This window comes from Streptomyces sp. NBC_00285 (genome assembly GCF_036174265.1).
GTDB lineage: Bacteria > Actinomycetota > Actinomycetes > Streptomycetales > Streptomycetaceae > Streptomyces.
This window is the reverse complement of sequence record NZ_CP108055.1, coordinates 4,357,985-4,382,262: the sequence shown is the minus strand read 5'-3', so window position 1 is coordinate 4,382,262 and position 24,278 is coordinate 4,357,985. Positions and strand designations below refer to the sequence as shown.

17 protein-coding genes are annotated in these 24,278 nt (G+C 68.0%); 14 read left to right on the top strand and 3 right to left on the bottom strand.

Annotated elements, in window-relative coordinates; all coding sequences use genetic code 11:
- Positions 1-110 precede the first annotated feature (110 nt).
- Together OHT57_RS20250 and OHT57_RS20245 are read left to right on the top strand one after the other, a co-directional pair.
- Positions 111-7,235 (top strand): polymorphic toxin-type HINT domain-containing protein, encoded by a 7,125-nt coding sequence (locus OHT57_RS20250; RefSeq protein WP_328753257.1) that lies wholly within the window; start codon positions 111-113, stop codon positions 7,233-7,235.
- A gap of 2 nt (positions 7,236-7,237) precedes the next feature.
- Positions 7,238-7,684 (top strand): immunity 26/phosphotriesterase HocA family protein, encoded by a 447-nt coding sequence (locus OHT57_RS20245; protein ID WP_328747867.1) that lies wholly within the window; start codon positions 7,238-7,240, stop codon positions 7,682-7,684.
- Between the two features lie 66 nt (positions 7,685-7,750).
- On the opposite strand, the gene OHT57_RS20240 is transcribed toward OHT57_RS20245, so the two are convergent.
- On the bottom strand, positions 7,751-7,972 hold the full coding sequence (locus OHT57_RS20240; RefSeq protein WP_328747866.1) for a DUF397 domain-containing protein: 222 nt from the start codon (positions 7,970-7,972) through the stop codon (positions 7,751-7,753).
- A gap of 12 nt (positions 7,973-7,984) precedes the next feature.
- The gene (locus OHT57_RS20235) at positions 7,985-8,839 is read right to left on the bottom strand and encodes a helix-turn-helix domain-containing protein (protein ID WP_328747865.1); all 855 of its coding nucleotides are present in this window, start codon (positions 8,837-8,839) and stop codon (positions 7,985-7,987) included.
- 231 nt (positions 8,840-9,070) lie between these two features.
- Here OHT57_RS20235 and OHT57_RS20230 point away from each other — a divergent pair, with 231 nt between their 5' ends.
- From OHT57_RS20230 to OHT57_RS20185, 10 genes are all read left to right on the top strand, one after another.
- Positions 9,071-9,550 carry an ATP-binding protein gene (locus OHT57_RS20230; RefSeq protein WP_328747864.1) on the top strand — a complete coding sequence of 160 codons (480 nt, stop codon included), beginning with the start codon at positions 9,071-9,073 and terminating at the stop codon, positions 9,548-9,550.
- 130 nt (positions 9,551-9,680) lie between these two features.
- Complete coding sequence (locus OHT57_RS20225) at positions 9,681-11,177, top strand: ATP-binding protein (RefSeq protein WP_328747863.1); 1,497 nt, start codon at positions 9,681-9,683, stop codon at positions 11,175-11,177.
- Positions 11,178-11,402: 225 nt separating this feature from the next.
- Positions 11,403-12,785, top strand: a complete 1,383-nt coding sequence (locus OHT57_RS20220; protein WP_328747862.1) for a nitrate/nitrite transporter — start codon at positions 11,403-11,405, stop codon at positions 12,783-12,785.
- Positions 12,786-12,883: 98 nt separating this feature from the next.
- Positions 12,884-14,038 carry a uroporphyrinogen-III synthase gene (locus OHT57_RS20215; protein ID WP_328747861.1) on the top strand — a complete coding sequence of 385 codons (1,155 nt, stop codon included), beginning with the start codon at positions 12,884-12,886 and terminating at the stop codon, positions 14,036-14,038.
- 300 nt (positions 14,039-14,338) lie between these two features.
- A complete protein-coding gene (locus tag OHT57_RS20210; protein WP_328747860.1) occupies positions 14,339-14,923 on the top strand; it encodes a CGNR zinc finger domain-containing protein in 585 nt (194 codons plus the stop codon).
- A gap of 319 nt (positions 14,924-15,242) precedes the next feature.
- A complete protein-coding gene (locus OHT57_RS20205) occupies positions 15,243-15,764 on the top strand; it encodes a sigma-70 family RNA polymerase sigma factor (protein WP_010039908.1) in 522 nt (173 codons plus the stop codon).
- Positions 15,765-15,811: 47 nt separating this feature from the next.
- Positions 15,812-16,591 (top strand): anti-sigma factor family protein, encoded by a 780-nt coding sequence (locus tag OHT57_RS20200; RefSeq protein ID WP_328747859.1) that lies wholly within the window; start codon positions 15,812-15,814, stop codon positions 16,589-16,591.
- Positions 16,592-16,655: 64 nt separating this feature from the next.
- Positions 16,656-19,067, top strand: coding sequence for a HelD family protein (locus tag OHT57_RS20195; RefSeq protein WP_328747858.1), 2,412 nt, complete (start codon positions 16,656-16,658; stop codon positions 19,065-19,067).
- Positions 19,068-19,447: 380 nt separating this feature from the next.
- Positions 19,448-20,863, top strand: coding sequence for an NAD-dependent malic enzyme (locus OHT57_RS20190; RefSeq protein ID WP_328747857.1), 1,416 nt, complete (start codon positions 19,448-19,450; stop codon positions 20,861-20,863).
- 294 nt (positions 20,864-21,157) lie between these two features.
- Positions 21,158-21,439: an HU family DNA-binding protein gene (locus OHT57_RS20185; RefSeq protein WP_007382399.1), complete on the top strand. Its 282-nt coding sequence runs from the start codon at positions 21,158-21,160 to the stop codon at positions 21,437-21,439.
- 185 nt (positions 21,440-21,624) lie between these two features.
- Here the strand turns inward: OHT57_RS20185 and murA are convergent, their stop codons facing one another.
- Positions 21,625-22,971: a UDP-N-acetylglucosamine 1-carboxyvinyltransferase gene (gene murA / locus OHT57_RS20180; RefSeq protein WP_328747856.1), complete on the bottom strand. Its 1,347-nt coding sequence runs from the start codon at positions 22,969-22,971 to the stop codon at positions 21,625-21,627.
- A gap of 253 nt (positions 22,972-23,224) precedes the next feature.
- Between murA and OHT57_RS20175 the strand changes: the two genes are divergently transcribed.
- Positions 23,225-23,797, top strand: a complete 573-nt coding sequence (locus OHT57_RS20175) for a YqgE/AlgH family protein (RefSeq protein WP_328747855.1) — start codon at positions 23,225-23,227, stop codon at positions 23,795-23,797.
- Positions 23,798-23,826: 29 nt separating this feature from the next.
- Complete coding sequence (locus OHT57_RS20170; protein WP_328747854.1) at positions 23,827-24,111, top strand: DUF3039 domain-containing protein; 285 nt, start codon at positions 23,827-23,829, stop codon at positions 24,109-24,111.
- The last annotated feature ends 167 nt before the right edge of the window (positions 24,112-24,278 follow it).

Sequence of the window (24,278 nt, the reverse complement as noted above, 5' to 3'; positions counted from 1 at the left end):
ACCTTGTCGTGTTCGATGGACTTTCGCATGCTCGCAGGCGCCGTCTTGCACACGCAGTCGTCCCGGTAACGGCCGCGGTGCTGCTGGTCGGACTGCTTCCCGCACAGGCGATGGCGCTCCCCCCGGATCCGGCGCAGGCAGAGGTCGGCCGGGAGACTCTGACCTTGGAACAGCTCGAGAAGGAAGAGTCGATCCCAGGCGAAAAATTCAGCCTGGACCGCTCGACATTGCGGGCCAAGGTCCCCAAGGACCGACTCGAAGCGCCGGCCAACACGACGACCACTCCCGCCGGGACGCAGCCAGTTTTTTTCGGTTCGTCCATCACAGCGGCCTCGGGCCGCACCGCCGGACGGGAAGCGGAACAGGCGGCGCTGACACCTGCCGGCAGCCTGCCGGTGAGCCTCGGTCAGGCGGCCGACCAGCCGGTGCCGACAGGCACATGGCAGGTGACGATCCCGCAGCGCACCGATCCGACGGCCCAGGGCGTCGACGGCGCCGTCATCGTTGTGGAGGCCCCCGCTGGCGGGGCGGTCCCGATCTCCGTGAAGCTGGACTACGCCAAGTTCGAGAACCTCTACGGCGCTGACTGGGCATCCCGGCTGCGCTTCGTGCAGTTCCCCGACTGCTACCTGACGGCGCCGGACGACGAGGCATGCCAGGCGTACGAGGAACTGGAGACCACGAACGACACTGCGTCGGCATCGCTCACGGCCACGGTCGACCCCGCAGCCGACGGCACGGTGACCCCTGCCTCGGCGAACTCCGTAAAGCCCTCGAACTCCGGTGTCGTCCAAGCGGCTTACCACCGGGCAACACCGGTCGCCACCGCGGGAAGTGGCACAGCAGTCGTCGGCGCGGTCGACTCCGGCTCCGGTGGCGGCGGCACCTTCAAGGCGACACCGCTCACCTCCGACGGCAAGTGGACCGCGGGTGGATCATCGGGCGCGTTCAGCTGGTCGTACCCGCTCACGGTGCCGAACCCGCCCGCGGGGCCGACTCCCGCGATCTCCTTCAACTACAGCTCGCAGAGCGTGGACGGCCGTACGTCCGTCTCCTCGCCCCAGGCATCCTGGATCGGCGAGGGCTGGTCGTACGACCCTGGCTACATCGAGCGCCGCTACCGCGCCTGCCAGGACGACCGCAAGCCTCTCAAGGCCGGAACTCCCAACAACACAGCCAAGAAGGACAAGACCTCCGACCTGTGCTGGGTGTCGTACAACGCGGTGATGTCGCTGGGCGGCAAGACCACGGAACTGGTCCGGGACGCGGCATCCGGCAGCGACCCCGACAAGGACACCGAGATCTACCGTCCCCAGCAGGACGACGGCACCCGGGTCGAACACCGCGTGGGCGGTACCAACGACGACAACAACGGTGAGTACTGGGTCGTCACCACCACAGACGGCACCCAGTACTACTACGGCCAGAACACGGTGGGTGGAGGCCACGCGACCACCAACTCCGTCTCCACCGTTCCGGTCTTCGGTAACCACTCGGGTGAGCCGTGCCACGCCACGGCCTTCGCCGACTCCCGCTGTGGGGCAGGCAAGCAGCAGGCCTGGCGCTGGGGCATGGACAAGGTCGTCGACGTCAACGGCAACACGATGATCGTCAACTGGAAGCAGGAGACCAACTACTACGCCGTCCGTGAGAAGTTCAAGTCGCCCGAGCAATACGACCGTTACGCGTACCCGGCGTCCATCGAGTACGGCATGCGCCCCGACGGTCTGACCAAGCCGTCGGCGACCGTGGACTTCGGTGTCAAGCAGCGCTGCCTCAAGTCGGACACGGCCTGCACCGAGACCAACTTCGCCAAGACCGACGACCCGGGCGCCTATCGCCCCTGGTGGGACACTCCCGGCAACCTCAACTGCAAGTCCACGTCCAAGCTGTGCCCGGCGTTCCCGTCGTTCTGGACGCAGTGGCGTCTGGACACGGTCACGACGAAGGCGGCTCGCGCGGGGCAGACCAGCCTGGGCCCGGTCGACAAGTACACGCTCCGCCAGTCCTTCCCCGAGGACTGGTACGACACCGCCCCCGGTCTGTGGCTCAACTCCATCACCCGCACCGGTTACGCGCCCGGAGACACGACCGGCACCGTCCAGTCCAACTACGGGGTGAGTTTCGCGCAGTACACGGTCGGCTCCTCCTCACCTCTCCACGGCCGTCTCCAGGACCGCCAACTGCCCAACCTGGTACTGACGGGCAAGAACGACCAGCGTCCCGGCTTCACCCGCCCTCGCATCGGAACCGTCTCCACGGAGAACGGCGGGGACGTCCAGGTCGAGTACACGGGGGGCTGTGCCACCGAGCCCGCCGAGGACAAGGGAAGGAGCAACGGCACCTGCTTCCCGGTGCGTTGGTCACCCGACGGTGACGAGAAGACCCCTGCCAAGGCGTGGTTCAACAAGTACGTCGTCGATTCGGTGACGGAGACGGACAAGGTCACCTCCCGGAGCAAGCCGGTCACCACGAAGTACGAGTACTCCGGCGCCGCTTGGGCCAAGAACGACGACGAGTTCACCCGTCCCGCACTGCGCACCTACAGCGACTGGCGTGGCTACCGACAGGTGAAGGTCGTCGAGGGCGAGACGGTCACGTCCGAGGTCGGAGAGGCGCAGTCCCAGTCTCTCTCAGTGACCCGCTATCTCCTGGGCGTCGGTGGTGAGGTGAAGGACTCCACCGGCACCTACACACTCGTTGCGGACGACGCTCCGCAGTACGCCGGCATGACCGCGGAGACCATCACCTACCGGGACTCCGACGGCAAGGTCCTCAAGCGCACGCTCGACTACCCGTGGTCCGCGCAGACGGCTTCCCGAGCCCGCGAGAACGAGGACGGAACCGCCGCCGACCCGCTGCTCGCCCACCGCACCGGCGTCAGACGAACGGACGAGATCCAGACCCAGGACTCGGGATGGCGCGCCGTGCGCACGCTCACCACGGTCGACGACACCTATGGCCTGCCCACCCAGGTCGAGACGGCCGTCGTCAAGCCCGACGGCACCGCCGAGACCCTCTCCGACCAGACGTGCACGAAGACGTCGTACCTCCACAACACCACCGCGTGGCTGATCGGTCTGCCGAAGGAGCAGCGCAGCACGGGCACTTCATGCGCGGCGCACGACTCTGCGGACCCTGCCACCAAACTCAGGTCGGCCGCGCGGTTCACGTACGACGGTCTTTCCTACGGCGCGACGCCGACCAGAGGCATGGTCACCTCGAAGGCCGAGATCGACGGTGCCGGCACGGCGTACTCCTTCGTCGTCACGACCACCTACGACCCGCTGGGCAGGGTCCGAACCGTCACGTCTCCCGGCCAGGGCACGACGGAGACCAGGTACACCCCGGCCGACGAGGGCGGTCCGGTCACCGAGGTGAAATCCCTCGACGCCAAGGGCTACGAGACCATCACGGCCTATGACCCCGGGCGCGGTCTCCCCCTGTCGGTCACCGATCCCAACGGCCGTGTCACACGCACCGAGTACGACGCTCTCGGCCGTCTGGTGAAGGGTTGGTCCTCGTCCCGCTCGGGCGCGGGACAGTCGCCGAGCGTGCAGATCGCCTACCAGGCCGCGATCGCCACGAGCGCGGAGAACCGTCCGGCGGCGGTGACCGTCAAAACCCTGAAGGACGACGGTTCCTACGCCACGGGCATCACCCTCTACGACGGTCTGGGGCGCGAGGTCCAGCAGCAGGCGGAGGCCCATGGCCCCGGCCGCATCATCGTGGACACCAAGTACGACGACCACGGCCTCGTCCACGAGAAGACGGGGGGCTATCTGGCGAAGGGAGAACCGGACACGGCTCTGTTCGCCCCGAAGTCGAAGTGGCTGTTCCCCTCATGGACCGAGTACCGCTACGACGGCCTGGAACGCGAGGTCCGGGCGACTGCCTACCAGGGCGACGACTACAAGGACGCGACCTACACGTCCTACGGCCTGTCCAGCACGTTCGTGGACCCTCCGGGCTCGACCCGGCCGAAAACCTGGACGTCCTACGACGCCCTCGGCCGGGTCACCATGCTGAAGCACTACACCCAGAAGGACTCCGACGCGGGCCGCCTGACCACCTACGAGTACGACGCGAGGGGCAACCGCTCCAAGGTCACCGATCCGGCGGGCAACGCATGGACGTACACCTACGACGCCCGAGGCAGGGTGACATCCGCAACCGACCCCGACACCGGCAAGACGGACACCTGGTACGACTCGGCCGACCGCCCCAACCACGTTGCGAGCGCGCTCGACCAGCACACCTACACCGAGTACGACGTCCTGGGGCGCGTACTGAAGGTGCGGCAGGGTTCCACGACCGCCACGCCGGTCAAGGAGTACACCTACGACGACGCGCCCGGCGGCATCGGCCAGCCGCTCTCCTCCAAGCGGCACACCGACACCGGTGACTACGTCAGTCGTGTCACGGGCTACGACGCCGAGTACCACGTCACCGGCAGCGAGACGGTCATCCCGGCCAACTCGATGACGACGGGGCTGTCAGGCACTTACGCGTACTCGTACACGTACACGCCGACAGGCAAGCCGCTGTCCGTCACCCTGCCCGCCGCAGGCGGACTGGCACGGGAGAAGGTCGTCACCCGCTACAGCGGCGACGGTCTGCCGGAATCCACCTCGGGCCAGACCTGGTACACCGCCGACGCCGCCTACTCGCCCTACGGCGAGGTACTGCGCGCCGTCTCCGGATCCCAGCCCTACCGCGTCTGGACGACGAACTTCGTCAACCCGTTCAACGGTCAGCTCCAGCGCACGGTCACGGACCGCGAGACCGCCGGCCCACACCGCATCGCGGACAACTACTACTCCTACGACGCCTCCGGCACGATCACCTCCAACTCCCGCCAGCTCGGTGACCCGGCGGACAAGGTCTGGGACACCCAGTGCTTCACCTACGACGTCCTGGGCGAACTGGTCCATGCCTGGACGTCCAAGGTCGCCCCGGCCGGCGATGGAACGGGCTGCAAGGCGGCGAGCGGGACCACCTGGGGCCACCGCACCGACTACGCGACGTCCTCGGGCCCGGTCACCGATGCCCCCGATGAATCGACGGATGCCGCAACTCCGGACTCTGCGCTGAAGTCGACGCTTTCCGCCGCCGCTCCGGACACCACGACCGTCTCCACGGGCGCCACCGCCTACCGCCAGTCGTTCACCTTCGACTGGCTCGGCAACCGCGCCGCCATGACCGAGCACGACCCGGCGGACGCGACGAAGAACGTCACGTTCACCTACGGCTATGGCAAGACGATCGATGCCACGCCGACCACTCCGGCGTACCGGACACAGCCACACACCATGACGACGGTCAGCTCGAACCCGTCGGGACGGGGCAGCTCCTACACGTACGAGGCGACGGGCAACACCACTGTCCGGGCCCTGTCCGGCGCCACCCAGAACCTCCTCTGGTCGCCGGAGAACAAGCTCGACTCGATCACCGCCGGCGGCAACAAGACGACGTACATCTACGACGCCGCCGGCAACCGCCTGCTGGAGAACTCGTCGTCCGGCTCGACCCTGTACCTGGGCGAGACGGAGCTGACGACGAATGCGACCGGCACCATCACCAAGGCCTCACGCTCCTACGCACAGGCCGGCGCACCCACGGTCGTCCGCTCCACGACCAACGGCGCCACGACGGGTCACAAACTGACCGTCCTGATCTCCGATCACCTCGGCACGGCGAACACCTCGGTCGACCTGTCCAGCGGCCAAGCGGTCACCCGCCGCGACTTCAAGCCCTACGGCGATGTCCGCGGCGCGAAGCCGTCGACTTGGCCCAACAAGCGGAGCTACCTGGGCGTCGGAATTGACGACACGACAACCGGCCTGACGCATATCGGGGCCCGCGAGTACGACCAGGCTTCGGGCCACTTCCTCTCCGCGGACCCGGTCATCGACCTGGCGGACCCGCTTCAGATGAACGGGTACGCGTACTCGAACAACAGCCCTGTCAGCAAGAGCGACCCGACCGGTTTGATGCTGAACGGCGATTCCGGCGGAACTGCGCCTTGCACCAAGGTCGGCGGCTGTGTGCGGGACGACCCTAGCAAGCCTCCGCCGAGCACTTGGAAAGACGAGGGAAACGGCCAACTCGACTACGACGGTGACGGGTACATCTCGATCTTCCCCACTGTCAAGGTTCCGACCAAGTGGAGTAAGGCTCATCAGTACATAGACGCCTTCTATGCGCAGCTCGACGATCTGTGCTCCCTGTACGGGCGTAACGAATGCACGGACCTTTCTGCCCCGATCAACGCCTCGAATGTCAACAATGCGAAGGGAGCTGCCTGCCTCGCGGTGGGCAGGGCGTGCCCGGGCGGGCTGAGTTGGGGAATGTCCGCCTCCATGGCCACGGGGGTCAGCGCGGCCATGGACGGCGGCGAAGGGCCAGGGCTCGGAAGCATCGCGTTCGGTGGCAAACGAGGGCCGAAGAGCAAGTGCAACCAGTGCTTCCTTGGCGGCACGAAGGTACTGCTGTCCGACAAGTCCTCGAAGAACATCGAGGAGATTCGGGTCGGCGACAAGGTGCTGGCCACGGATCCCGAGACCGGCGAATCCGGTCCACGCAAGGTGACCCGGCTGATCATCACCGAGGACGACAAGCACTTCAACGAACTCACGATCAAGACCCCGGAGGGCGAACGCAAGCTCACCGCTACCTATGAGCACCCGTTCTGGGTCCCCGAGGCCGGCCAGTGGCTTGAAGCACGCGACCTCACACCCGGCACGACCCTACGCACCCTCGACGGCTCAACGGTCACGGTCACCGCAAACCGCGCGTTCTCCAAGCACGCCCGTACCTACAACCTGACCGTCGAAGACCTGCACACGTACTATGTGCTGGCGGGTGAGACGTCGGTACTCGTTCACAACAGTAACTGTTCTGGTGATCCGAATGCCAAGGGTGGGATCTATACACTCCGGGATGTGGACGGCAATGTTGTCAGAACTGGGCGAACAAACGATTTGGAGCGACGGGAACGCGAGCATGCTCGAGGGGAAGACACCGCCGACTACAGCTTCCAAGTCGAATATCGCACCGATGTCTACCGAGAGCAGCGCGGTTTGGAACAAATCGTGTGGATTCAGAGTGGACGTCCTACGTTGCCCGGCGTGAGAAGGACAGCCGGAGTCAGCGTGAGGAATCGGAACTACAACAAGTACATGGATGCCGCTGGTCGATTCTTTGCCAAATGGTATCCAGGGCAAGGTGGTTAGGCGTGACTCGAAAGTTGCCATACTCCCCGGGGGATATCTTCACAGTGCCTCTTCGCGATCATGGATACGCGTTGGGTGTGGTGGCCAGGGCAGACGGCAAGGGTATTGTGCTTGGATACTTCTTCGGCCCGCGTTTGGAGGCCCCTGAACTTCCATCGCAAGGTTCGCTTGAACCGAATTCCGCGATCAAAATCTGCAGGTTCGGTGATCTTGGGCTTATTCGCGAGAAGTGGCCGATCATAGGGAGGGTGGAATCATGGAACCCTGCCCTGTGGGGCGTTCCTGACTTCTGTAGGAATGAAGAGATCCGTGTCGTTTACGACGACGATTCCCTCAGTATTTCTCGCGAGGAACAGCTGAACGCGGAAGAATGTCGACTTCTTCCTCAGGACGGGCTTGAAGGGGCGGGGTTTGTAGAGATTAAGCTCACTCGTCTCCTCGGGGTTTGACGCCGCCGCCTAGACTGCGTGTTCGGAGAGATTGGCTCGGATGTGTCTGACCGCAGGAAACGCGTATCAGGCGCCCAGGCTTGGTTGTCCTGCTGCCGGCTGGTGGGGCCGTCTGTCTGCTGTCGCATGGAAAATGAAGAGCCGCCAGACGGATGGCTGGAAGGCGAGTTGAGGGCCTACTGCGATCTTTGAGTCGCGGATGTGGATGAAGGCAGGGGTCTCGGCTATCTCAAGGCAGTTCGAGCTGTCGCCGCTGTAGCTGGACTTCTGCCAGTGGAGGATCTGCACGGTACGGCCCTTTCACGTGTCCTGAGTGAGGCGATGGATGAAGTCCCGCGACTCGGTGGTGTCGAGGGCGCAGGTCTCCATGTGGTCAAGCACGGCACGGTACTTGCTCAACCATGCCTCCGTGTCGAGGAAGCCGCAGCCCCCGTGGTGTGTGTCCAGCTGGACCGTGGCGAGTTGGGGGACGGCCCCCTCGACGTAGTCGAAGGACTGGCCTGTGCTCGGGAAGAACTCCGTGCCGAAGGGGATCACTCGGACTGTGAGATGGGCCAGTTCGCTCATGTCCAGCAGGTGCTTGAGCTGGCCGCGTACGACGCCGGGACCGCCGAAGCCCATACGCAGGGCCGTCTCGTGGATGAAGGCCGAGTACAGCGGCGGATCTTCCCGGTGCAGGATGCCCTGCCGCTTCATACGGTGGGTGAGGCGGTGCTCGATCTCGTACTGCCGCATGGGTGGCACAACTGCCCGGAAGAGGGCTCGGGCATGGTCGGTGGTCTGCAGCAGTGCGGGGATGTGAATCACGAGGGCCACCCGCAACCCCGTTGCATGGTGCTCCAGTTCGGCCAGGTCGACCAGCGCCGCCGGTAGGTGATCGCGGTACGTCTCCCACCAGTCGGGAGTCCGCCGCCCTGTCATGTCGGCCAGGGCGTCGATCAGGGCCTCGTCGGAGCAGGCATAGGTGGACGCCATGGCGCGGACTAGGTCGGCGCTCAGAGCGCTGCGGCCGGTCTCGATCATGCTGATGCGCCCTTGGTTGACGCCGAACAGTGAGGCGGCTCCGGTCGTGGTGAACCCGGCCTGCTCGCGGAGTTTGCGCAGTTCGGCCCCCAGTCGGCGCTGGCGCAGCGTGGGGTTGCTGGTGGGCGGCAAAGCGCCTCCTCTCGGGCGGCGACACGGTGGTCGTGTAACCCACACGAAGTAATCCGGTGAGTATCTCCTGGATTCGGGAGATGTATCTCCCGTAGGCCTCTACTGTACTTCTTGTCGCCCAACTCCCCGCCCATAAGCCGGAAGCGCACCCATCCGGGCAAAGCCACCGCCGGCGCGGTCGTTGAGCGAGTAGTCGTCGAAGCTCCCTTTCTCTTCCGCCGGAGGTATCCGATGGTCACCGTAGCCCTGCCCGACACCTGGGTGTACGCCCTTCGCCTGCCGCATGACCCGAGAGCCGCACGTGTCGCACGTATGACCGTGCGGGCCGCGCTGAACAGCCATGGCATGGCCGAAGTCCTCGATACCGTCGAGCTGTTGACGTCGGAACTCGTCACCAACGCCTACCGGCACGCCAAGGGCCCCGCGTCCCTGCGGCTGACGGCGCTCGGGGAGGGACGGTTGCGGGTCGGGGTGTGGGATGCCCACCCCTATATCCCCGCTCCCTTCGCCGAGCCTCCCGACGGTCGTCTTCCACTCTCCCCGGTGGGTGACATCGGAGGGCGTGGACTGTTCCTCGTGCAGGAGTTCGCCGACTCGTGGGGTGGCTGGTCACTGGGGGACGGGCTCCTCGACCGTGGCGCGGGGAAGCTGCTGTGGTTCGAGGTGGGCGGGGGTGGCCGGTGCGGTGAGAAGCGCTGGGCGGTGGAGTGAGCGGCCTTCCGGCCGTGACGGTCGTACGTGCCTGACATGCTGCTGTTAGCCTTGTTTCAGTCAGGCTAAATTGAATCAGGCTAACCGTAGAAGCGCGTAGCGAGCGGACCGTCATCCAGGAGGCCGCCCCATGACCATCCCCAAGCCGGCCGACGTCTTCGGCCGGACCCACGAGTGGGACGAGCTCGCCCGGTTCTGTACCGAGCAGGCGTCCGGCCTGCGTATCGGTGTCGTACGAGGGCGTCGGCGGCACGGCAAGTCCTTCCTGCTGGAGCACCTGTGCCGGTCCGTCGACGGTGTCTACACCCTGGCCCTCCAGCAGAGCCGGGCCATGGCGCTCGACCGCTTCTCCGAAAGCCTGGCCCGGGGTACCGGGGTCAGGACGGGGCGGTTCACCTCGTGGGTGGAGGCCATGGATGCGGCCGCCGACGTGCTGACGAGCCGCAGGGACACGCAGACCGCTGTCCCTCTCCTCGTCCTCGACGAGTTCCCCTACCTCGTCGCCCACTCGCCGGAGCTGCCCTCCGTCCTCCAGGCCCTGTACGACCAGCGCGGCCCGTCGTCCGGGAAGCCGCCCCTGCGGATCATCCTCTGCGGTTCCGCCATCTCGACCATGTCCACGCTGCTCGCCGGAGACCAGGCTCTCCGCGGTCGCGCCGTGATCGACATGCGCATCGGCCCCTTCGGGTTCCGGGACGCGGCCGAGTACTGGGGAACGGCCGATCCCGAGACGGCCTTCCTCGTGGACGCCGTTCTCGGCGGGGCGCCCGGATACCGCGACGTGGTGGGGAACGCTCCCGACCCGGGCGACGAAGGGTTCTACACCTGGCTCAGCCGCAGCGTCTTCAATCCCTCGCACATCCTCTTCACCGAGCCGGAATATCTCCTGGCGGAGGATCCACGGATAAGCGATCGCGCCACCTGTCACGCCATCTGGGAAGCCGTGGCATCCGGAGCGGCCACCCCCACCCAGATCGGCGGGCTCGTCGGTATGGACGCCAAGTCGCTGACCTACCACCTCAACATCATGAAGGCCGCCGCCTTCATCCGGTACGACCAGGACCTGCTGCTCCAGCGCAAACCCGTCATCACCGTGGCCGACCCGATCGTGCGCTTCCACGACCTGATCGTGCGCCCGAACCTCGTCGACTTCGAGATGCGGGAGGGGCGGGCCGCCTGGGAGCGGTCGAGGGAGACCTTCTCCTCCAAGGTCCTCGGGCCGCACTTCGAGGACCTGGCCCGCCAGTGGACCCTCCGGTACGGGCGGGAACGCGGCCTCGACGACATCGGGCAGGTCGGTACGGCGACGGTGGCCTGCCGGGAACACCGTGGTCACGAGATCGACGTCGTCGCGCTCAGCCGTGCCTCCCGCCCGCGTGACAAGAGCGCACGTATCACCCTCCTCGGCGAGGCCAAAGCGACGAACAAGCCCCGAACCGTCGCCGACCTGCGTCGACTCGAGCACATCAGGGATCTGCTGTGCACCCAGGGCTGGGATGCCGGGGGCGCGGTCCTGGCTGTCTACGCACGAAAGGGGGCCGCTCCCGATCTCGTGGACGCGGCGGGTGCCGGGCGGGGGCTGCTCGTGGACATGGGAGAGTTGTACGGCGCGGGCCCGGGGGAGTGACCACACGCTCAGGGACGTGACGCGGATCAGCTCTCACGCCCCGGCCCCCGCACCGGAGCTGTTCGTAACACAAAGTGCTCAGGACCTCTCATCCCGCCCCGCCCCGGGGTGAGAGCAAAGTTCCCTTCCGGTCACCCGGTGGCACAGGCAGGAAACGCGTCCTCCCTACCTTCGGGATCAGCCACTCAAAGCAGGACCTGAGCCCCGTCGCACCGTGGAGGCGTCATGACAGCCCCTAGTACAGCCCCCGCACCCCAGAGCAGGGGCGGCCGCTGGATCGAGCAGTGGGATCCGGAGAACGAGACCTTCTGGAAGGAGACCGGCGAGAAGGTCGCCCGCCGGAACCTCCTCTTCTCCGTCCTCTCCGAGCACATCGGTTTCTCGATCTGGACCATGTGGTCCGTGCTGGTGCTCTTCATGGGCCCGGAGTACGGCCTGACCCCCGCCGACAAGTTCCTGCTGACGTCGATGGTGACGCTGGTCGGCGCCGTCGCCCGCGTGCCCTACACCTTCGCCGTCGCGATCTTCGGCGGGCGGAACTGGACGATCATCTCGGCCAGCCTCCTGCTGGTCCCGACGATCGCCGCCTTCGCGGTGATGAAGCCGGGGACGTCCTTCGACACCTTCCTGTGGATCGGCCTGCTGGCCGGCATCGGCGGCGGCAACTTCGCCTCCTCCATGACCAACATCAACGCCTTCTTCCCGCTGAAGAAGAAGGGCTGGGCGCTCGGCCTCAACGCGGGTGGCGGCAACATCGGCGTGCCCGTGATCCAGCTCATCGCCCTCGCCGTCATCGGCGCCAGCGGCGGCCCGCGCGTGCTGCTCGGCATCTACGTCCCGCTGATCCTGGTCGCCGCCGTCCTCGCCGCCCTCTACATGGACAACCTCTCGTCCGTGAAGAACGACACCGGCGCCGCCAAGGACGCCGTGAAGGACGCCCACACCTGGATCATGTCGTTCCTCTACATCGGGACGTTCGGGTCGTTCATCGGCTTCGCCTTCGCCTTCGGCCAGGTCCTCCAGGTCCAGTTCGGGCGTACGCCGCTGCAGGCCGCGTACCTCACCTTCATCGGCCCGCTGCTCGGCTCGCTGATCCGGCCCCTGGGCGGCTGGCTCGCCGACAAGTACGGCGGCGCGAAGATCACCCTCTACAACTACGTCGGCATGGCCGTCGCCACCGGTGTCCTGGTCATCGCCAGCATGGAGAAGTCGCTGCCGCTGTTCGTCTGCGTCTTCGTGGTGCTGTTCGTCCTCAGCGGGCTCGGCAACGGGTCGACCTTCAAGATGATCCCCGGCATCTTCCAGACCAAGGCGCTCGCCAAGGGACTGGAGGGCGACGAGGCCGCCGCCTACGGCCGCCGTCTCTCCGGCGCCTCCATGGGACTCATCGGCGCGGTCGGCGCGCTCGGCGGAGTGGGCATCAACCTGGCCTTCCGCCAGTCCTTCCTCAGCAACGGCTCCGGCACCGGCGCCTTCGTCACCTTCCTCGTCTACTACGCCCTCTGCTTCGGGGTGACCTGGGCCGTATACCTTCGCCGTACGGCCCCCCAGGAGCAGACCGCCGCTGCCGCGGAGACGAAGCCGCAGCTCAGCTACGCCAAGGTGTGACGTAACACTGGCGACATGAACCGGAACCGAGCCTGTCACGAGCCGTTGACAGGCTCGGTCGGCATGTAGGTCAGACGACAGACTGCGGGACGACAGCCATGTACGACGAACAGCAGCCAGCAGAGCAACACGGCCCCCTCGCGGGGTTCACCGTGGGGGTCACAGCCGCGCGCCGGGCCGACGAACTCGGTGCGCTGCTCCAGCGTCGCGGGGCCGTCGTACTGCACGCGCCCGCCCTTCGGATCGTGCCCCTCTCCGACGACAGCGAACTGCTGGCGGCGACGAAGAACCTCATCGACCAGGCACCGGACGTGGTGATCGCCACCACGGCGATCGGTTTCCGCGGCTGGGTCGAGGCCGCCGACGGGTGGGGGCTCGGTGAGCCGCTCCTCGACCGGCTGAGCGAGGTGGAGCTGCTCGCGCGCGGACCCAAGGTCAAGGGGGCCGTACGGGCCGCCGGGCTGACGGAGGACTGGTCGCCGTCGTCCGAGTCCATGGCCGAGGTGCTCGACCGGCTCCTGGAGGAGGGCGTCGAGGGGCGCCGGATCGCCATCCAGCTGCACGGCGAGCCGCTGCCGGGGTTCGTGGAGGCGCTCAGGGCCGCGGGCGCGGAGGTCGTGGGGGTGCCGGTGTACCGGTGGATGCCGCCGGAGGACCTCGCGCCGCTCGACCGGCTGCTGGACGCGGCCGTCTCGCGCGGGCTGGACGCGGTGACCTTCACGAGCGCGCCAGCGGCGGCCTCCCTGCTGTCACGGGCCGAGGACCGCAGCCTGCTGCCGGAACTTCTCGCCGCGCTCAACCACGATGTGCTTCCGGCGTGTGTCGGGCCGGTGACCGCGCTGCCGTTGCAGGCGCAGGGAGTGGACACGGTGCAGCCGGAGCGCTTCCGGCTCGGACCGCTCGTGCAGCTGCTGTGCCAGGAGCTGCCCGGACGCGCCCGATCGCTGCCCGTCGCCGGCCATCGGGTGGAGATCCGGGGGCACGCGGTGCTGGTCGACGGGGCGTTGCGGCCGGTGCCGCCCGCGGGGATGTCGTTGCTGCGGGCGCTGTCGCGGCGGCCCGGCTGGGTGGTGTCCCGGGCGGAGCTGCTGCGGGCGCTGCCGGGCGCCGGGCGTGACGAGCACGCGGTGGAGACGGCCATGGCCCGCCTCCGTACGGCCCTCGGGGCGCCGAAGCTGATCCAGACGGTGGTGAAACGGGGGTACCGGCTGGCGCTGGACCCGGCGGCGGACGCGAAGTACTCCGACGTGTGAGGGGTTCGCCCCCGCCGCCCCTACCCGTCCCGTCCCGTCCTCCAGGGGCTCCGCCCCCGGACCCCCGCTCCTCAAACGCCGGAGGGGCTGGATCCGAGCGGGCCAGGCCCGGATCAGGTGTTCCCGCCGGCTCGACATGGCCGAGACGCGCCGCCGCATGCCCGCACATCCAGGTACCGCTCCCGGTCCGGGGGGTTACGGCGGCGGGGGCGGGAAGGCACTGTTAGGGGGAGCCCCGAACACCCCGACGCACCTCACCGACCCCTTCCGACCGGGGCACCCCTAGGCGGTGACAGGCACATGGCACTGGGTACGGCCACGGTCGCGTACGAACTGCGCTTCGACGCCGGACGGATCTGTCTCGACCTCCTCGCGACCACCCACCCCGAGGAACGCCTCGACTCGACGCAGGTGCTGTGCGCCTGGATCGTCGGCGCGGGGCTGGTGCCGGACGGGACCGGCCTGACGCACGCGGACCCCTCCTGGCTCGTCGGCTTCCGCGAACTGCGCGGCTGGATCGGACAGTTGGTGCGCGAGGGCCCCGGGCACGGCTACGACCTCGCGCTCGCCCACGTCAACGGCGCCGCCCGCGCCGCGCCCCCGGCCCCGCGGGCGGTGTCCGGTGCGGACGGCTTCCTGATGCGGGAGTTGGACGGTCCGCCCGACTGCGCGGCACTGCTCGGGGCCGTCGCGAGGGACGCCGTGGAGCTGCTCACCGACCCGGTCGCGCGGGCAGGGATCAGAGAGTGCGAAGGGGACAACTGCACCATCGTGTACCTGGATACATCACGGGGGCGCAGGAGGCGCTGGTGCTCCAGTGAGGTGTGCGGAAACCGCGAAAGAGTGGCCCGGCATCGGAGGCGCACGGCCGTCTCGCGCGCCTGACCGGTCGTTATGTCCCTTCTGTGGAGGGCCTGTCGAAGTGATTTCGATTACATATCGTTTACTCGCTCAACCTCACGGGCCGTAGTGGTGATCACTCAAGCGTGGTGGAAATGTGAAGATCGAGCGGCGGGAATGTGCACGCATGTCCCGTCTCGTCACGTCACTACGAAGAAAACTGTCGTAGCACTTTGAACACTCCGCACCCCACGTCCGTACCCGTAGTCGAGCGACCGACTGGGGGAACCCCCGGACATCGGAGGTGGGCGTGCGCAAGGATTCTGTCGTGGCCAATGAACGTGGATCGAGGGCCCGACATCGCATGTCCCAGCCCTCGGAACCTGATGAGGAGCTGATGCGTGCCCTGTACAGGGAGCATGCCGGGCCTCTCCTTGCGTATGTCCTCCGGTTGGTTGCGGGAGACCGCCAGAGAGCCGAGGACGTGGTGCAGGAGACGCTCATCCGTGCCTGGAAGAACGCCGGACAGCTCAATCGAGCGACCGGATCGGTACGCCCCTGGCTGGTGACGGTCGCCCGGCGCATCGTCATCGACGGACACCGCAGCCGGCAGGCCCGGCCGCAGGAGGTCGACCCGTCACCGCTGGAGGTCATCCCCGCGGAGGACGAGATCGACAAGGCGCTGTGGTTGATGACGCTGTCGGACGCGCTCGACGACCTGACCCCGGCCCACCGGGAGGTGCTCGTCGAGACGTACTTCAAGGGGCGTACCGTCAACGAGGCGGCCGAGACCCTGGGCATACCCAGCGGAACTGTCCGCTCGCGGGTGTTCTACGCCCTGAGGTCGATGAAGCTCGCACTGGAGGAGCGGGGGGTGACGGCGTGATGAGTGTGTACGGGGGTAACCAGGGGTTCGGTACAGGTGGTTCGGGTATGTCAGGTTCCATGATGGGATCTCCGGTGCCGAACGAGCACGAGACCGTCGGCGCCTACGCCCTCGGGATCCTCGACGACGCCGAGGCAACCGCCTTCGAAGCCCATCTCGCGACCTGTGAATGGTGCGCCCAGCAGCTCGACGAGCTCGCCGGCATGGAGCCGATGCTCGCCGCCCTCGCGGACCTGCCGGGCTCCGGCACACCCGCGATCGGGGAGTCGCTCTCCGCGAAGCCCAGCCCACGGATCGTGAACAAGCTCGTGGACGAGGTCGCGGAGCGCCGTGCGCACAAGCGGCGCCGCAGCTTCTACATGGTCGCTGCCGCGGCCGCCCTGATCATCGGCGGTCCGTTCGTCGCGATGGCGGCCAGCGGAGGCGACTCGGGCACCCAGCCCAAGCAGAACCAGGTCCTCGCGAGTACCGCGAAGGAACTCTTCGAGTCCATGAGCGACAAGGTCTCCGGCAACGACCCCTCGACCGGGGTCAGCGCGACCGTCGCCATGCAGCAGAAGGACTGGGGCACCTCGCTCGGCCTGGAGCTCAAGGGCGTCAAGGGACCGCTCAAGTGCTCCCTCATCGCCGTCGCGGACAACGGCGAACGCTGGACGGCGTCCACCTGGTCCGTCGGCAAGTGGGGCTACGGCATCACGGACGGCAAGACCCCGGAGTCCAAGAAGCCGCTCTACATCGGTGGGGCCGTCGCCCCGGCCCAGGGCGACATCGACCACTTCGAGGTAGTCGACTCCAACGGCAAGAAGCTGGTGCAGGTCGACGTGTAACTTCCCGCTAGGGGCCCCCTTCGCGTACGGTTGACGGCTGCCCAGCACGTCAGAAGGGGGCCCGGTGGCCGCTCAGGCTCAACCGACCGCGGTCGACTCGGTTTCCGACTCAATTCGGGACCGCGAGATCAGCGTGGAACAGGAACATCTGGACCGGGTGTACCGGCGCCTCGAGGAGAAGATCCACGAGGCAGAGTTCCTGATGAACGACGCGGCCAAGCGCGGCCAGGTGGGCACACCTGGCGCGCTCGCGGAGCGGGACGCCCAGGTCTTCCGGGCCGGCGTCCACCTCAACCGCCTCAACAACGAGTTCGAGGACTTCCTCTTCGGCCGGATCGACCTGCTCCTGGGCAGGGACGGCAGGAAGGGCCCGGACGGCGCCTACACCGCCGTGGAGCCCGCCGACGGCGCAGTCCGGGAGGACAACACCGCGGACATCGCGGAGACCCTGCACATCGGCCGGATCGGCGTCCTGGACTCCGAGTACGCCCCGCTGGTCATCGACTGGCGGGCACCGGCCGCAGCGCCCTTCTACAGGTCCACTCCGGTGGATCCCGGGCGTGTCGTACGGCGCCGCGTCATCCGGTCCAAGGGCCGCAGGGTGCTCGGCGTCGAGGACGACCTCATGCGCCCCGAGCTCAAGGCCCTCCTCGACGGCCACGAGCTGCCCGTCATCGGCGACGGCGCCCTGATGGCCGCGCTCGGACAGGCCCGCAGCCACACCATGCGGGACATCGTCGCCTCCATCCAGGCCGAGCAGGACCTGGTCATCAGGGCCCCCGCGGCCTCGGTGACGTACGTCGAGGGCGGCCCCGGCACGGGCAAGACCGCCGTGGCCCTGCACCGCGCCGCGTATCTGCTCTACCAGGACCGCCGTCGCTACGCGGGCGGCATCCTCATCGTCTCGCCCACGCCCCTGCTCGTCGCGTACACCGAGGGCGTCCTGCCGTCCCTCGGCGAGGAGGGCCAGGTCGCCATCCGGGCGATCGGCTCGCTCGTCGACGGCGTCGAGGCCACCGTGTACGACTCCCCGTCGGTGGCCCGCGCCAAGGGGTCGTACCGGATGCTGAAGGTCCTGCGGAAGGCGGCGCACGGGGCGCTGGAGACGGGGACCCGGAGCCTGGGGAGCGGCAGCGGCAGCGGCCCCGGGCAGCTGGCCTTCGGCGAGGAGGACACCCCCGGGATCACCTCCGGGGCGTCCGGAGGCGCCGCCACCCGGCTGCGCGTCGTCGCCTTCGGGCGCCGGCTCGAACTGGAGGCGGACGAGCTGGAACGTATCCGCCAGTCCGCCCTCAGCGGCACCGCGCCCGTCAACCTGCTGCGCCCCCGCGCCCGCAGGCTGCTCCTGGACGCCCTGTGGACCAGGTCCGGGTCGGGAACCCGGCACGCCGATCCGGAGCTGGCCGCCGAACTGCGGTCGTCGTTCGACGAGGACATCACCTCGGAGGACAGCTTCATCGCGTTCTTCGACGCCTGGTGGCCGGAGCTCACTCCGAAGTCCGTCCTCGCCGCCATGGCCGACGAGCGGCGCCTGGGCCGCTGGGCCCGCCGGATCCTCAACCCCGGCGAGGTCCGCAGGGTCGCCCGCTCGCTCAGACGGGACGGCCTCTCCGTGCACGACATCGCCATGCTCGACGAGCTCCAGGCGCTGCTCGGCGTCCCGTCCCGCCCGCGCAGGAGGCGGGACCTGGATCCGCTCGACCAGCTCACGGGCCTGGAGGAGCTGATGCCGGTCCGCGAGGAGACGCAGCGCGAGCGGGCCGAGCGGCTCGCCCAGGAACGGGTCGAGTACGCCCACGTCATCGTCGACGAGGCCCAGGACCTCACGCCGATGCAGTGGCGCATGGTCGGCCGCCGCGGCCGGCACGCCACCTGGACGGTCGTGGGAGACCCGGCCCAGTCCTCCTGGTCCGACCCCGACGAGGCCGCCGAGGCCCGCGACGAGGCCCTCGGTACCCGCCCCCGCCGCCGCTTCCAGCTCACCGTCAACTACCGCAACCCCTCCGAGATCGCCGACCTCGCGGCCAAGGTCCTCGCACTGGCCATGCCCGGTGCGATCTCCCCGTCGGCCGTACGGTCCACCGGCGTCCAGCCGCGTTTCGTGACCACGAACAGCCGACACGGCACGGTCGTACGGAAATCCCTGGGCGACACCGTCCGGGAGGAGGCGGCCCGGCTCCTCGACCTCGTCGACGGCACCGTCGGCGTCGTCGTCGCCATGAACCGGCGCGAGGAGGCGGCCCGCTGGCTCACCGGGCTCGGCGACCGCGTGGTCGCGCTGGGCAGCCTGGAGGCCAAGGGCCTGGAGTACGACGCGTCGATCGTCGTCTCCCCGGCCGAGATCGCCGACGAGTCACCGGCCGGCCTGCGTGTGCTGTACGTCGCGCTCACCCGGGCGACCCAGCAGCTGACCGTGGTGTCGGCGGACCGGGACCAGCCAAACGCGGACGGGGTGCCGGATCTGCTGAGAGATTGAACTCGCGGGACGGGAATGGTCTTTCGGGATCCGTTTGTTAGCCTGGGTGTGACACCGGCCCGATCCAAGCCCCCGGGCCCAACCTTCGTCGCCACGAGCGACCACTTGCCGCGAGGCGAGCATGGCGGGTCGGTGTCACTGACTTGACGAGAGGCCCACGTCCAGGGGACGTGGGCCTCTTCTCGTGAACACAAAGTCCGCAACCCTGTGCGGCTAACGCCTACTCCTCAGTAGGTGCGACGATCGGACGGCATCAGCGCACAGGTGGCTGCGTCTTTCCCGGGAGATAACCCCCGGACCCCCGGCAGAAGAGCAGGTCGGTGGGAAGACCGGCGCGGACACTGCGCGGCGAACCAGAGTGAAAGCAGAGGAAGTCGGCCATGGCAACGGCGCCCAGCGTCTCCTACTCGATGACGGTCCGGCTGGAGGTGCCCGCGAGCGGAACCGCCGTATCGCAGCTCACCACCGCTGTGGAGTCCTCCGGAGGCTCGGTGACCGGCCTCGACGTCACCGCCTCCGGTCACGAAAAGCTCCGGATCGACGTCACCATCGCGGCCAGTTCGACCACGCACGCCGAAGAGATCGTCGAGGAGCTGCGCGGCATCGAGGGCGTCACGCTCGGCAAGGTGTCCGACCGTACGTTCCTCATGCACCTCGGCGGCAAGATCGAGATGGCGTCGAAGCACCCCATCCGCAACCGTGACGACCTCTCGATGATCTACACGCCGGGTGTCGCCCGGGTCTGCATGGCGATCGCCGAGAACCCCGAGGACGCGCGCCGCCTCACCATCAAGCGCAACTCCGTTGCGGTCGTGACGGACGGTTCGGCCGTGCTGGGCCTGGGCAACATCGGCCCCATGGCCGCCCTCCCGGTCATGGAGGGCAAGGCGGCCCTCTTCAAGCGGTTCGCCGGCATCGACGCCTGGCCGCTGTGCCTGGACACCCAGGACACCGACGCGATCGTCGAGATCGTCAAGGCGATCGCCCCCGGGTTCGCCGGTATCAACCTCGAGGACATCTCCGCGCCGCGCTGCTTCGAGATCGAGGCCCGCCTGCGCGAGGCCCTCGACATCCCCGTCTTCCACGACGACCAGCACGGCACGGCGATCGTCTGCCTCGCCGCCCTGACGAACGCACTTCGCGTCACCGGCAAGGCGATCGAGAACATCCGGGTCGTCATGTCCGGCGCCGGCGCGGCCGGTACGGCCATTCTCAAGCTCCTCATCGCCGCGGGCGTCAAGAACGCCGTCGTCGCCGACATCCACGGCGTCGTGCACGCCGGCCGCGAGGACCTGGTGGACGCCGCCGCCGACTCGCCGCTGCGCTGGATCGCCGACAACACCAACCCGGAGAGCCTGACGGGCACGCTGAAGGAGGCCGTGCGCGGCGCCGACGTCTTCATCGGCGTCTCGGCCCCGAACGTCCTCGACGGCGCCGACGTGGCCGCCATGGCCGAGGGTGCGATTGTGTTCGCGCTCGCGAATCCCGACCCCGAGGTCGACCCGACGATCGCCCGTGAGACGGCGGCTGTCGTGGCCACCGGCCGCTCCGACTTCCCCAACCAGATCAACAACGTGCTGGTCTTCCCGGGTGTCTTCCGCGGTCTGCTGGACGCTCAGTCCCGCACCGTCAACACGGAGATGATGCTCGCGGCAGCGAAGGCGCTCGCGGCCGTCGTGACCGAGGACGAGCTGAACCCGAACTACATCATCCCGAGCGTGTTCAACGACAAGGTCGCCGGTGCGGTCGCGGGTGCGGTGCGGGACGCGGCGAAGGCCGCGGGGGCGACGGCGTAGGGCCGCGTCTACAGTGGGCGCCGGCTGTGAGGATCGCCACGGTGGCCCTCCGGCCCGGCGCGTCGCGAAACCGGGCGCTTCACGTCACCCTCTATGGTGGCGCCACGCCCAGGCCCCTGTTCGTGTGACCCCCTAGGGTGTTCTCACGAGTCCTGCGGGTGCCGGATTGGCTTTCCCGCAGCAGGTAGGGGCAGGATGCGTCACTGGGCGCGAGCGCATCGGCTTCGCTGTGCCACGTGTGCGGCCCTGCCGCGAGGCACACCCCAACGGCAAGAAGAACACGGGAGTAACAACATGAACCGCAGTGAGCTGGTGGCCGCGCTGGCCGACCGCGCCGAGGTGACCCGCAAGGACGCCGACGCCGTTCTGGCCGCGTTCGCCGAGACCGTCGGCGAGATCGTCGCCAAGGGTGACGAGAAGGTCACCATCCCCGGCTTCCTGACCTTCGAGCGCACCCACCGTGCCGCTCGTACCGCGCGCAACCCGCAGACCGGCGACCCGATCCAGATCCCGGCCGGCTACAGCGTCAAGGTTTCGGCGGGCTCCAAGCTCAAGGAAGCCGCCAAGGGCAAGTAAGCCTGACGGTACGTCCCGGGACGACGTACAGGCTCAGTAACGCCAATGGGGCGGCCTCTCTCACCGAGGGCCGCCCCATCGTCGTACCCACGGCCCTGCTGTCACGGCCGGACGAGGTTCCGCATGCCGATGGGGCAGGCTTCCGCAGTGGGAGCCCGCCCCATCGGTGTATGTACGACCTGCTGCTATCCGAGTGCCTTGCCCGGCAGTTCCACCTTCGCGCCCAGCTCCACGAGCTTCTCCATGAAGTTCTCGTAGCCGCGGTTGATGAGGTCGATGCCGTGGACCCGTGAGGTGCCCTGGGCGGCCAGCGCCGCGATGAGGTACGAGAAGCCGCCGCGCAGGTCGGGGATGACCAGGTCGGCTCCCTGGAGGCGGGTCGGACCCGAGACGACCGCCGAATGGAGGAAGTTGCGCTGGCCGAAGCGGCAGCTCGAGCCGCCCAGGCACTCGCGGTACAGCTGGATGTGAGCACCCATCTGGTTCAGCGCGGAGGTGAATCCGAGGCGGGACTCGTACACCGTCTCGTGGACGATCGACAGGCCCGTGGCCTGCGTCAGGGCGACCACCAGGGGCTGCTGCCAGTCCGTCTGGAAGCCCGGGTGCACGTCGGTTTCGAGCGCGATGGACTTCAACTGGCTGCCGGGGTGCCAGAAGCGGATGCCCTGGTCGTCGATCTCGAAGGCGCCACCCACCTTCCGGTAGGTGTTCAGGAACGTCATCATCGAGCGCTGCTGGGCGCCGCGGACGTAGATGTTCCCCTCGGTCGCCAGCGCCGCGGACGCCCAGGAGGCCGCCTCCAGACGGTCCGGCAGGGCCGCGTGGTTGTAGCCGCCGAGCTGGTCCACACCGGTGACGCGGATGGTCCGGTCGGTGTCCATCGCGATGATGGCGCCCATTTTCTGCAGAACGCAGATCAGGTCCTCGATCTCCGGCTCCACGGCCGCGTTCGAGAGCTCGGTGACGCCCTCGGCGAGGACGGCGGTGAGCAGCACCTGCTCGGTCGCACCCACCGACGGGTACGGCAGCCGGATCTTCGTGCCGCGCAGCCGCCGGGGCGCCTCCAGGAACTGACCGTCCGCGCGCTTCTCGATCGTCGCGCCGAACTGCCGCAGCACCTCGAAGTGGAAGTCGATGGGCCGGCCGCCGATGTCGCAGCCGCCGAGGCCCGGGATGAACGCGTGCCCGAGGCGGTGCAGCAGCGGCCCGCACAGAAGGATCGGGATGCGGCTCGACCCCGCGTGGGCATCGATGTCAGCGACGTTGGCGCTCTCGACATGGGTCGGGTCCATCACCAGCTCGCCCGGTTCCTCACCCGGACGGACCGTCACCCCGTGCAATTGCAGCAGCCCTCGTACGACGCGCACGTCACGGATGTCCGGAACGTTGCGCAGTCGACTCGGTCCGCTGCCCAGCAGGGCGGCGACCATGGCCTTCGGTACGAGGTTCTTCGCACCGCGGACACGGATCTCACCCTCCAGCGGGGTTCCGCCGTGGACAAGCAGTACGTCGTCTGAGCCGTTGACGGTCATGTATCTCGCGTTCCGATGAGTCGGGCAGGGACCAGAAGGGAAAGGGTAATCGCCGCCCACCCCCCTTCTGTAAGCCCAAGTGCCGCCCAACCACGTCATAGCTCTGTCACAACACGGGCCGTTCCCTGTCGGGCACATGGGGTCACGGGCGCGTGTCGCACGCGTGGGGCGCACGGTTGCGCTCTGAGCTGCAACCTCGGCGGTGAACGCATTGCCTCCACACTTCGAGGGAAGATGCGGGATCATGTCTGGCATGACCGAGGTGTCCTCGCTCACAGGGCGGTTGCTCGTGGCAACACCCGCCCTGGCGGACCCGAACTTCGACCGCGCGGTGGTGCTCCTTCTCGACCACGACGAGAAGGGTTCGCTCGGTGTGGTCCTCAACCGCCCCACCCCGGTGGACGTCGGCGACATCCTGGAGGGCTGGGCGGACCTCGCCGGCGAACCCGGTGTTGTCTTCCAGGGCGGCCCGGTCTCCCTCGACTCGGCCCTGGGGGTCGCCGTCATACCCGGCGGCGGGGCCGTCGACGGGGCCCCGCTGGGCTGGCGCAGAGTGCACGGCGCGATCGGACTGGTCGACCTGGAGGCCCCGCCCGAGCTGCTCGCCTCGGCCCTCGGTAGCCTGCGCATCTTCGCCGGTTACGCGGGCTGGGGCCCCGGCCAGCTGCAGGACGAGCTGGTGGACGGAGCCTGGTACGTCGTCGAGTCGGAACCCGGCGACGTCTCCTCGCCGTCCCCGGAGAGACTCTGGCGCGAGGTCCTGCGCCGCCAGCGCAACGAACTCGCGATGGTGGCCACCTACGCGGACGACCCTTCGCTCAACTGATGCATGTGACCTTCAGTACTCTTGGCTTCATGAGCACTCTCGAGCCCGAGCGCGGGACTGGTACGGGGACCCTCGTAGAGCCGACGCCGCAGGTGTCCCACGGTGACGGCGACCACGAGCGCTTCGCCCACTACGTCCAGAAGGACAAGATCATGGCGAGTGCCCTCGACGGGACTCCCGTCGTGGCGCTGTGCGGCAAGGTGTGGGTGCCCGGCCGCGATCCCAAGAAGTACCCCGTGTGCCCCATGTGCAAGGAGATCTACGAGTCCATGGGATCCGGGGACGACGAGGGCGGCAAGGGCGGCGACAAGTAGTCCGGTCCGTCGTGTGACGCTCTGAGGATTTCGAAGGCCCCCCGGGTCGCGTTGCGGCGCGCCACGGGGGGCCTTCGCGTGTGCCGGAGCGGGCCGAGGGTCACGAAGTGGTTGAGACCTCTTGTGGGCGTGTTCATGTAACCCATAACCTCCGTTGCGTTGAGCGA